This window comes from Winogradskyella poriferorum (assembly GCF_050618035.1).
Lineage (GTDB): Bacteria > Bacteroidota > Bacteroidia > Flavobacteriales > Flavobacteriaceae > Winogradskyella > Winogradskyella poriferorum_A.
Map to the genome: position 1 here is coordinate 170,972 of NZ_JBODPY010000001.1, position 12,154 is coordinate 183,125.

9 protein-coding genes are annotated in these 12,154 nt (G+C 35.5%); all 9 read right to left on the reverse strand.

Features of this window, described 5'->3' with window-relative positions:
* Position 1: 1 nt before the first annotated feature.
* The 9 genes from glpK to ACRHOC_RS00845 all read right to left on the reverse strand — a co-directional run bounded on the left by glpK (position 2) and on the right by ACRHOC_RS00845 (position 12,139).
* The gene (gene glpK, locus ACRHOC_RS00805) at positions 2 to 1,489 is read right to left on the reverse strand and encodes a glycerol kinase GlpK (protein WP_431156592.1); all 1,488 of its coding nucleotides are present in this window, start codon (positions 1,487 to 1,489) and stop codon (positions 2 to 4) included.
* Positions 1,490 to 1,495: 6 nt separating this feature from the next.
* On the reverse strand, positions 1,496 to 3,070 hold the full coding sequence (locus ACRHOC_RS00810) for an FAD-dependent oxidoreductase (RefSeq protein ID WP_431156593.1): 1,575 nt from the start codon (positions 3,068 to 3,070) through the stop codon (positions 1,496 to 1,498).
* A gap of 19 nt (positions 3,071 to 3,089) precedes the next feature.
* Positions 3,090 to 4,463: an MGH1-like glycoside hydrolase domain-containing protein gene (locus tag ACRHOC_RS00815; protein WP_431156594.1), complete on the reverse strand. Its 1,374-nt coding sequence runs from the start codon at positions 4,461 to 4,463 to the stop codon at positions 3,090 to 3,092.
* A gap of 19 nt (positions 4,464 to 4,482) precedes the next feature.
* Entirely contained in the window at positions 4,483 to 5,643 is a 1,161-nt protein-coding gene (locus ACRHOC_RS00820; RefSeq protein ID WP_431156595.1) for an MFS transporter, read from the reverse strand.
* Positions 5,644 to 5,664: 21 nt separating this feature from the next.
* On the reverse strand, positions 5,665 to 7,518 hold the full coding sequence (locus ACRHOC_RS00825) for a trehalase family glycosidase (protein ID WP_431156596.1): 1,854 nt from the start codon (positions 7,516 to 7,518) through the stop codon (positions 5,665 to 5,667).
* A gap of 6 nt (positions 7,519 to 7,524) precedes the next feature.
* Positions 7,525 to 8,751: an MFS transporter gene (locus tag ACRHOC_RS00830; RefSeq protein ID WP_431156597.1), complete on the reverse strand. Its 1,227-nt coding sequence runs from the start codon at positions 8,749 to 8,751 to the stop codon at positions 7,525 to 7,527.
* 14 nt (positions 8,752 to 8,765) lie between these two features.
* Entirely contained in the window at positions 8,766 to 10,091 is a 1,326-nt protein-coding gene (locus tag ACRHOC_RS00835; RefSeq protein ID WP_431156598.1) for an MFS transporter, read from the reverse strand.
* Positions 10,092 to 10,166: 75 nt separating this feature from the next.
* Positions 10,167 to 10,799 (reverse strand): hypothetical protein, encoded by a 633-nt coding sequence (locus tag ACRHOC_RS00840; RefSeq protein WP_431156599.1) that lies wholly within the window; start codon positions 10,797 to 10,799, stop codon positions 10,167 to 10,169.
* A gap of 5 nt (positions 10,800 to 10,804) precedes the next feature.
* The gene (locus ACRHOC_RS00845; RefSeq protein ID WP_431156600.1) at positions 10,805 to 12,139 is read right to left on the reverse strand and encodes a vanadium-dependent haloperoxidase; all 1,335 of its coding nucleotides are present in this window, start codon (positions 12,137 to 12,139) and stop codon (positions 10,805 to 10,807) included.
* Between the last annotated feature and the right edge of the window lie 15 nt (positions 12,140 to 12,154).

Consider the following 12,154-nt stretch of genomic DNA (forward strand, 5'->3'; position numbering starts at 1 on the left):
ATTATTCCTCTAACCAATTTCTGCTTCTATTTACGGCTTTGTGCCATTGTTGAATTAATTTTAACTGACCTTCTTTATTGGTATTTGGCTCAAATGTTTCATCCTTCTCCCACTGTTTTCTGAGCTCTTTTTTGTTCTTAAACATACCAACGGCCAAACCAGCCAAATAAGCCGCACCTAATGCTGTTGTCTCCAAATTTGTAGGCCTAACTACATCACATTCAAAAATATCTGACTGTATTTGGAGTAATAGATTATTAGCGGAAGCACCACCATCTACACGAAGCTCTTTAATTTTCATATTCGAATCATTCTCCATGGCCTTGACTATATCATAAACCTGAAGCGCAATACCCTCTAGTGTTGCCCTAGCGATATGACCTTTGGTCGTACCTCTAGAAATTCCCATAATACTACCTCTTGCATAAGGATCCCAATAAGGCGCTCCTAATCCTGTAAATGCTGGCACCACAATCACATTATCACTATCAGCCACAGAATTTGCCAATGCTTCTATTTCTTTAGCGTCATCAATTAAATTTATACCATCCCTTAACCATTGAACTGCTGCGCCTCCTACAAAAACACTACCTTCTAGAGCATAATGTGTTTTCCCATTAATTTGCCAAGCAATGGTTGTCAATAATTGATTTTCTGATAATACTGGTTTTTTTCCTGTATTCATTAATAGAAAGCAACCTGTACCATAAGTATTCTTTACCATGCCTTTTTTGGTACAAAGCTGACCAAACAATGCTGCCTGTTGGTCACCTGCAATACCAGCTATTGGAATTTCGCCACCAAACAGTTTCGAATATCCATAAACTTCTGATGATGATTTTACTTCTGGTAATACTTCTTTTGGTATCTCAAACAATTCAAGCAGTTTTTTATCCCATTTAAGTGAATGGATATTAAACAGCATTGTTCTAGAGGCGTTACTAACGTCAGTAACAAAAACTCTACCTTCGGTAAGTTTGTAAATTAGCCAAGTATCAACGGTCCCAAAGCATAATTTTCCTTCTTTAGCCAATTTCATTGCTCCATCGACATTCTTCAATAACCAACGTAACTTCGTTGCCGAGAAATAAGCATCTAATATTAACCCAGTTCTTTCTTGTACTAATTCCTCATGACCCTTTGCTTTTAACTCATCACAATAAGTCGCAGTTCTTCGGTCTTGCCATACAATAGCATTGTGAATTGGTTCTCCAGTCTCTCTATGCCATACTATGGTCGTTTCCCGTTGATTAGTAATCCCTATACCTGCAACGTCATTAACATCAATATCTTTAGAAAGCACCGACTTAATCGTTTTTAATTGAGAATCCCATATGGCTTCGGGATTATGTTCTACCCAACCATTTTGAGGAAAAATCTGTTCAAAATCCTGTTGGGAGGATTCTATGGGCTTCCCGTCTGAATCATAGGCTATGGTTCTGCTCGAAGTTGTACCTTGATCTAATGCTAAAATGACTTTGTTTGACATATGCTATTATATTAAATAACCAGAGGCTAAAGCCTTAAATTCTTTGATTTGATTTTGTTTCCATTGATCTGATTGCTCAAGTTCAATAGCCAAAATATCTGCAACCTTTTCACTAATATCTAAACACGCTTGCGCATCTAAAAACAATAATCTGATGCGCCTCGCTAAAACGTCTTCAATAGTTCGTGCCATTTCATGCTTGACCGCCCAAACTACTTGACCAATTGTAAACTCATAATTAGGATGAAGTAACTCTTGTAGACTTGGGTCACTTTCAATAAGCGCTTCCAAAGACTTGGCATCACTGCCATAAAACCAATGGACACCATTAAGTTTTGCTTTCTCCGCAGAAGAAATGTTCCCATGTATAGACATTGTCCTTGTCTTTGATTTTATATTTGGTAATACGTGAGCCTCTATAGCTTCATTGACTACATCCTCGCTCATTTCCCTGTAAGTTGTCCATTTACCTCCAACAATTGTGATAAGACCACTTTCTGAATGTATGATTTTATGACCTCGTGAAATTTCTTTTGTATTACTTTTATCACCTTCTGGTGCAACCAAAGGCCTTAGTCCTGCAAATACAGACTTGACATCCTCACGTTTTGGAGCTTTGGTTAAATATGTTTTTGCAGTATCTAAAATAAACTCTATTTCCTCCTCTAAAGGTTTCGGCTCATAGCTTGGTTTCTTAATTGGAGTATCTGTTGTACCAACAACAACTTTGTTATGCCATGGTATAGCAAATAAAACACGTCCATCACTAGTTTTTGGTACCATAAGCGCTGTCTCGCCATCGAGAAAAGATTTATCTAAGACTAAATGTATCCCTTGACTCGGAACTATTTTTAAGCTTCTCTTTTTTCGACCAGCCATTTTTAAAATCTTATTTGCAAAAACACCTGTCGCATTAATTACCACCTTAGCTGAAACTGATATTTCTTCGTCATTTTCTGTATCTAAAACTGAAACACCGTTGACATGACCATTTTCATCTTTTGAAATATCATTAACCTTGTAATGGTTTAAAATAACTGCTCCATGACTTGAAGCAGTCTGTGCTAGATTTAAAGCCAGTCGAGCATCATCAAATTGGCCGTCTAAATAAGTTACACCTCCATTAAGTCCCTGAGGTTTTAAATTTGTTATTCGTTTTATGGCCTTACTTGTAGAGATTATTCGCGAACCACCGAGAGACAATCGGGCGGATAACCAATCATAAATGGTTAGTCCAAATCCATAATAATACTTAAACCACCAATTATAACTTGGTATCAAAAAGGTTTGGCGTTTAAAAAGATGGTTGGCATTCTTTTCTAATAATCCTCTTTCTCGCAATGCCTCAATCACCAATTTTATATTGCCTTGAGCCAAATATCTTACACCACCATGAACCAGTTTGGTGCTTCTACTTGATGTTCCTTTACCAAAATCGTGAGATTCAAATAGTGCTACCGAAAATCCTCTAGAAACTGCATCTACAGCAATTCCTAATCCACTTGCACCACCTCCAACGACGACAATATCAAATTGTTCTGTGGACTTTAATTTTTCTAATTGATAGGTTCTATCAAACATTGATAGGATTTATATTTTTTTAACTTGACTTAATATACTCATTGTACATTGCAATTGGATATAAGGCTGTCCAACCACAAAAATCTCTCTTTGCAGGCATGCCATAAGACACTAAATCTGGTGCGTAATTTTCCCAGAATGTCCCAGTTGCTTCAAACACAGTGGCCACATTCTTATACGTTTTTTCAGCAATTGATTTGGCCAATTCGTCTTCACCATAAGCTGTTAACCCTCTTAAAACCATATAGCTTGTTGGTGCCCAAACACCACCTAACCAATAATCACCCCATCCTAAATAATCTGAATCTGCAGCAGACAGTGCAGGTAATGGCATAGTTCTGTTAAACTCGTTTTCATCTGTGAGATAGCCTAAAAAACGAGATAATCTATCTTCTGGAACTAATTTACCTAGAAGTGTCCAATACATTCCTATATGTCTACGAACAACTTGCTTATCAAATCCTAGATCGTAATAGAACCCATCCTCTTCACTCCAACATTTATCGTTTATTGCTTTTGCAACTTTGGCATGAAATGATTCAAACGCTTCTATGTCTTCATTGCGACCAATAGTCTCAGCCATATCTCTTAACTGGATACTGTACATAGCCATTTGTGCAGAAAAATCTACCAATCTCCCTTGCTTGTTCCAGATCCCTTGCTTTGTATTAACATACTCTGCTATAAACGTATTTAGCTTTGTCTCGTCTGACGCATTCATGGCACTCAACTTCTCTCCAAGTTCATGATGTGTCATGCCATTACCTTCAGTTGGCTCCCAATCTCGAGGTGCACGAGGAATATTATCCATACCTAATCCTAAGGTGTCACCATAAAATAAATTGTCGTCCATCATATAAGTATCGACATGAAATTGAAAGTTCTTTTTTAGAATAGGATATACTTTTCTTATTCTTTCAACATCATTAGATACTTTAAAAATTTCAGACTCAGCAAATGCTAATAACGGTGGATTTATAGATACTGGATGATCTTTAGACCATAAAGGTTCTCCGGTAATACGATATTCTCTGCAGATATAACCATCCTCTTCCATTCTATCGTAAAAATTATCGAGGGCTTGATAAACAGGTAGTTCATCCAAATGATACTTTGCGAAACAACACATAAAACAAGTATCCCATAAAAATATATTTGGTGAAAAGGCCGCATCTATAAATGGTGCTTTAAAAAACGGCTCATCATCGCCACCACGTACCTTTTTCTTAGTAATTTCTAATGCTTTATCATACATGCGTTGCGACAATTCCTTACTCACGACAGATTCTTTTATTTGTGTTACATTTTCTTCCTTACAACTCATTAAAATTGAACTTGTACTAATTGCTCCTGATGCCAAAGCAAGGTTCTTTGCAAAATCTCTTCGTTTCATATTAATTGTGTATTTAGATTCATTTGGTTCTTAGTTTAAACATTGAAAACAATAGAGCAATTGCGGTGACACTCAATAAAAATACAAAGCTCATATGAAGTGTAAAACCATCTGATATATACCCTATCACTATTGGACCAAGTAAAAATCCTAAAAAGCCTATGCCTGTTACAAAAGAAATACTCTTTGAGGCTGCTATACCTTCGGTTTTTCCGGCCATTCTTATTAGTTCTGGAATTATGACTGATAAGCCGAGTCCTATAATTCCGAAACCTATTAAACTCAAAACTAATCCAGCGGACAATACGGCCAAATAACCCAAGGAAGCCATCAAACACCCTAAAAACACAATTTTAGCTGAACCTATCTTAGCACTAATTCCATCACCAAAAAAGCGTCCAATGGTCATCATTATTGAAAACACAGTAAATCCAAAACCAGCATAATTTTCAGAGGCTACCTCAACAACTTCTAACAGATAAATTGAGCTCCAATGTTCTATAGCACCTTCATTACCCATTGTAGTCATAGCCAAAAATGCCAAAATAAAAAGTGGTTTAAACACTTTTAAAGGAAGCTTACTTTTTTCCTTTTTCTCTTCTTCAACTTCATTTATCTTGAAGTAAAATCCAGCTAAGAATAAGTTGGTTACAATTACTGCAATTGCCATTAATAGCATATGATAGAAAGGTGTCTCAAAAATGGTCATTAGAACGGTACCAACTAAGGCACCTATAGCACCTCCTAGACTAAAGAACCCATGTGCCGCAGACATGATGTTGACACTATCGGTTTTCTCCATCTCGGAAACCAAAGTATTCATTGCAATATCGGTAAGGCCTGAAAAGTTGCCTACAATGAACAGAGCAACACACAACATAGTATATGAAGGTGCTAATAATGGACCTAAAAAAGCTATACAAAACAAGCAAACGCCAACAATAGTGCACTTCCCTAATCCAAATTTACGTGTGACAATAGGTACTAGTGGAATAAAAAACAAGAGACCTAAGGCCAAGCAAAAAAGTGCAAAGCCAATTTCTGAATCTGACAATTGTAATTTTTCTTTAACTCTCGGTATATAAAGTACCCAAGTACCAATCATTATATTCAAAGAGCTAAATACCCAAACTACCGAAAAATAGCGCCAATTGGATAATATGAGTCTTAGTGAATACATCTATTTTAGATTGGTTTTTATTTAAAAAAGTTCTTCTGGATCAACTAAATTATTAAGGTGATTTTTGTAGGTATCATCAAGCAAAGTCAATCCATACTGATAAGATGCATTCATCCAGCCAAATCCTTCTTGAGTTATATATTCGAAGTCCGTACCAACATTACCATATTCTGCAAATACTTTGTGTGTAGCAGCAACAACATCATACTTTTCTGGAATTGTACCATTATAATCAATAGCATTTCTAGTAATCATATACAACCATCGGTAAACTAATTCATTTAGTTCATCTGTAAAACCGTGGTTTTTTAATCCTCCCCAAATTAGCATCTGGTGTGGTGCCCAGCCGTTAGGATAATCCCATTGTCGTTGAATTGCATCTTTTGGGAGATTCGCATCCATTTGTCTTGAAGTTCCTGCGATACCACCTTTTTCCTTCAATTGGCTCATCAAAGATTTTACCAGTTTATGTGCATCTCTAACATCAACTAATCCTGCCCATAACGGAAAATAATTTGAAGCACTTTCGAATAGGGTTTGCTCCTGTTTTACAAAATTATAGTCAAAGTATTGTCCATGCTCCTCATTCCACATCAATTCCTGCATAAGATCAGCACGTTCTTGCATAACCTGAAACCAATAAGTACTATACCAGCCATTAAATTCACCACCAAAGTAGTCTTCAATTAAATGTGCAAAATCAGATTCGTACTTATACAGTAAACTATTTAATGCAACCGTATTTAAATCTGCACAAACATCATCTAAACGCCACGAAGTATCATGTCCGGATTCTCGTAAACTTCTATCATGTAAAAAGTATACATCCAATGCTTCATTCTGTATTTGTCCACTTTGATACTGATCAACAAAATCTTTAATTGATAAGCCTGCTTCATCTGCAAACGGTTTTAATGCCACATCATAGTGCCCTTCTTCGCATTCTGGAGTTACACCTATACCTTCTGCTCTATATCTATTTAATCCATTTTCGGTTAGGCGCATGCCTTTTACCATCCAAACCGTTCCATATTCTTTAATAGCTGTTTTAAGATGGCTTGCCAACCATTCTTTATCTTTTGTAATTTCAAACACCTCAGATATTAAACTGCTATAAAATGGAGGTTGTGTTCTTGTTAAATAATAGCTTCTGTTGGCATTTAGAATCTTTCCGTAATGCTCAATCTGATATTGAAAATTATCTGCCATTGCTTTGGCCAAATGGACTTTGTCATCGCACATTAAACCAACAGCTTCAAAATAGCTGTCCCAACCATACATTTCATTAAATCTACCACCAGGTACAACAAACGGCACACCATTTACTTGACCATTCTCTTTTTCTAATTTTAAGCTTAAAATACCTGGTTGATCATTTATCGATTTAACGAATTCTGGAGTAATGACTTCCGGTAATTGAACAGTTTTAATTGGAAGTGTTGTTTCTAACTTTTTGTAATACTCTATAGCCAAGTCGTCTGTATAAGGCACATACACAGGTAAAACACTTGCCGTTAAAGTCTCATTCTTTGTATCAGATATTAAGGCTTCAATACCTGATTTATCCATTTGTCTTGTCAATCCCTTCCAGTAAAAATCTCTTATCATTCTTGAGATCCTATCCGGAGGTAATTCGTCAATATAATTGGGATTAATAGCAGCAATATCCTTTCCTTCTTGCTTTTGAATCACCAATTCTTGTAGAAGGTTTGATAATTGATAGGTTCCATTAATAGTAATTGAATCACCGGAATCAGAAAGTAATTCAAAGGATTTAGGCCCTTTATCCTCTATAGTAATTTTCTTATCACCATCAGTGTCCTCTTGCTCTAAAAGCCTATCAATAGTTTCCTCAATATTTAAGTTTAAAATCATTTAAAATTATGCTTTTGATTTAGACATTCGATCAATTAATATGACAAAGACAATTAATAATCCCATTGGTATTAGCAGAAAATAAAATGCATTTGCACCACCTACACTTTCAAAAAGCTCACCAACAATTCTAGAACCAATTGTTCCGCCTAAAGCTGAAAATATGATGATTAATCCAGACATTGGCGAATGTAGTTTCTTTGGTAATGAACTAAGAACAGATGAATTAAGTAATGGGTAAATTGGCGCTATAAACAATCCAATTAAGGGCAAAATAAATCCTAATGCGGGTACATCTGAAAGCGATTGTATGGTGGCAACTGCATTTCCATCAACCTTCAATTGAGGTAAAATGTAAATTAAAATCCCACCAGATATTACTACGCAAGCAATGACTAAAACAACCCAATTTAAGTACTTTGTTAAAGCACCTGCTATAAATCTACCAGCCGCAAGTGTTAAGGCCAATATGCTCGCCATCTGAACACTTAAAACAGAACTAAAATTAAATATCTTCTTGTTAAAAGTAGGTAACCAAGTCATAATACCTTGTTCTATCATAACAAATAAGAAAGCTGAAATTATAAATACCAATACTAATGGTACTATTATTAATTTAGCTGAAGCCATTATATCCTCCTTTAAATTTGTTCCTGCTGCTTCTACCGTATATTCTAATTTTGAAAACAATAAAAACACAAAGGAAAGCAGTATTAAAGCAGACAAAACATAATAAACATTTAACCAGCTATTAATATTTTGCTCATCATTATAAAAGGCAGGAAATAAGAAATAAGCTAAGGCTATTCCAACCATAAAAAATCCTTCAACTGAACTCATAAAAGAAGCATGCTCTTTTTTTGAACTTGTTAAAATCCCAATTAATGAATACACTGATAGTTTTATTAATGCAAAACTTACACCTATTGATAAGAATAAAACTTTAGTATGAAAAAATGAGTTCCCAAAAATCATGTAGAGACACCCTACAAAGACAATGGCTAAACCTGTTAGCATAGCTTTCTTATAACCAAATCTCGGAAGAAATGAGGCGACAATAAATGAAACTATGGCAATTGGAAGGTCCTTAAAGGCTTCTAAAACTGAAGCTTGTGATTCTGTTACCTCATAAATTTTTATAGATCTTTCAATGACTATACCTACACTATTTAAAAGAATAGCAAATACAAAGTAATTAAGGAATATCGAGATTTTTATACCTAAATTTTTCATGTCTCAATTTAATTTTATCCTGCTGTTTCTATTTCATCACTAACTGATTTAGGCTCCTTTAATCGCATCGCCAGTATTGCAGCAATTACAAAAAATACACCTGCAAACATTATAGCATTTGTGGCCAAACCTCCTAAAAGATGCTTATAAATAGGTCCGAAGGATAAGGTCTGTATTCCCATAGGTATTACAATCATCATATTGAGAATTCCCATGTAAACGCCGCGTCTTTCCTGCGATACCACTTTTGAAACCATAGTATAAGGAATACCCATCATAGCGGCCCAACCAATTCCAAATAAAACCATTGGCACTAGGACCAAATTAGGATCTTGAATATTTGGTATTGCAAACAATGCAATGGCTGTACCTACTAAACTTAAGGCATATACTTTTTTACCTCCAAACTTCATAGTTAATGGTACTAACGCAAGTGCAACCAGCATAGTCACCACATTATAAGTTGTATTCATTTTTGCGGCTTGTGCTGCCGCTTCAGATGTTGAATAATTTAATGTTTGCCTAAACAGTGGTGTAATAAATTGCCAGTAAATGAATAAGGCATACCACTGGAATAAATACACACCTGCGATCTTCCACATAAACTTGGGCATATCTTTTATAGCCTCAATTATTTCTTCAAAAGGTTCTCTCACGCGATGCGCAAAACCTAAACTTTTGCTGTGATTAATCTCAGCTAATTCTTTATCGCTAGGTGGGATTTCTGGTGTTTTTAATACAGACCAAAGAATAGTCGTTATAGATAAAATTCCTCCGATATAAAATGAATAATAAAGCCACTGTGGAATTTTCCCAGCCACTTCTATATCACCACCAAACCACTTTTGAAATAGAATAATTGAACCGTTAGCAAGAAGTATTCCTGCACCTACGAATAGGCTTTGCATTTGATATCCTAAACTTAATTGCTTCTCTGGCAGTTTATCACCAACAAATGCACGGTATGGTTCCATCGCCATATTATTACCAACATCCAACAGCCAAAGCAAACCAACAGCAAACCAAAGCACTGGACTATTTGGAAAAGCAAATAAACAAAGACTACCTATTAGGGCACCAATTAAAAAATATGGTTTACGTCTTCCCCAACGTGGTGACCAAGTTTTATCAGACATTGCACCAATAATAGGTTGAACGATTAATCCTGTAACAGGTCCTGCAATATTTAGAATAGGTAGCATATCTTCTGGTGCTCCTAGATATAAAAAGATTGGGTTGATGGCTGTTTGCTGGAGTCCAAAACTGTATTGAATACCAAGAAAACCAACATTCATATTGAAGATTTGCCAAAAAGACAATCTCGGTTTGGTTAGTTTCATATTTATGATTATTAGTTAGTTACCTAATTTAATAAAATGACTGAAAACACTTTTGAAAACCACCAAAAAAGGTGATTAATCCACAATAGTGTTATTCACAATCATATCGGCATATAGGCGTTGCGACTTAATGATATTATGTTCTATCGCTAATACCTTTTCATTAAATTCATCCATAATATCTCGTGCGCGCTTTTCCCTGTTCAATTTAGTATCTATAAATGAATTTTCAATAAAAACCTTGAACGTGGGCTTTTCTAAAAGCATAGTATACGTACCTTCAACAATACAAAAATCAAAATCCTTGGAATTTAAAATTTCTTCTGATATATCATTGTTTTTGTAATGAACCAAGGGCTTCCTTATCTCACCTTGGTTATCTAGAAAATTCTGAATATTAGAATCTAAGAGTTTTAGGTTTACTTCAGATGGACCAACATGACATATGTCCTCTAGTCTTTTATTATGATTATCCTTTGGAGGCAAGTGAAAATAATCATCTCCATGAAAAAGGAAACCTTTGAGTCCCAGCTTATTTTCTATATCTACAAATAAAGCATAGGCTAAAGAGGTTTTACCACAACCCGATTCACCACCTACAGCAATGCATACTCTCTTTTTTGAAGCTAGGTCTTTATTTAGTTTTGCAATAATTTGATCGTTGATGTTTTCAAAACTAGAATGATATGTAAGCTTATCACCTATCATATAGTTTATTCAAACTTCATTTTAATTCTATCTACAATTAAGTTACCAACATTACGTCCTTGAGTAAGCCCTAAATCTATTGCAGCTCTATAATGAATCCCACCATATAATCGACTTACAGCGGCTTCCTGAGCTGCGAGATTAAACGAATCGAAAGATCGTATTGGAAGTCCAAAAGGTACTTCAGTGTCATCATCAAACTGGAAATTATCACCAAAAATTGCTGTTAACGTCGTAGATGCTGCTCCTGAAACAACAGAATGTCCACTGGTATATTCTGGGAATGGTGGTGTCTGTAAAATAGGTAACCAATCAGGATCTAAGTGCTGATTAATAAGCGTTTCTGGCCTAATTAAGTTACTACGGTATTTTTCATCCCAGCAACTTATAAATGCATCTGCAATTGCAATTGAAGTTTTGGTGTATGCATTTACAGTTTGTGCTACATTAGCATCACTTTTTCTTGATGCTATTTTAACAATACCTATCCAATGTGCACCAGGAGATATTTTCTTAGTAGCAAACATAAAGTGCCCTCTAGTTACGGAAACAAAAGGATTACAATCCCAAAATTGAGCAATTTCGATTTCTTCTGAATCATCACCCTTTGCTGTTATTTCTTTACTAACCTCATAAACCTCCATAAGTTCATCATGGAACTTTGTTCCTTTTTCTAATGAAAATTCTGGATGTCTTGCTGGCTTAAACTGTGCTGCCGAATCTAAAACAAAAGTTCTAATCTTATTCCAATGCGGTTCAATTCCGTCCATATATGATGGTGGTGTAGGTTGCCAACGCGATGGGTCATCCGTGTCAACCGTGAACTTAGGCATCGTTCTCGTTTGGCTATAATTATCTTTATCCATCCATTGCTTAATGTGCTTTACCACATCAAATGCATATGTTTTTGAAGCATTAAATTCAGCTTCATTTTTCTCTTGCCAATCTGTATACAAACTGTCTTGAAGCACCTCCATTTTTTCTTCCGAAAAAATAAGACTCTTACTTAATTCCATATGAGCTATGATTGCCGCCAATTCTAAGTTGATATTTTGACTTTCGTCGGCTTTTGGTATATCGGTGAGCTCATTGACTTGTCCTGCCAAGGATTCCATCTCGTTTGTCTTCTGTGCTAAAATCTCATAGGCCGCAATGTTAGGATATACAAAAACTCTACTCGCTACTGGTGGTGAGAAAATATCATGGATTTGTATGTCCATCACTTTATCTACTGAAGCATGAAAAACTTCAGGTGTAATTTCAATCGGTTCTGCAGGTTTACTGCAACTTGCTACTAGTACTGTAATTGTTAAGTATAGATAATACTTTAAACGCTTCATTTTCAATCCTTCTTT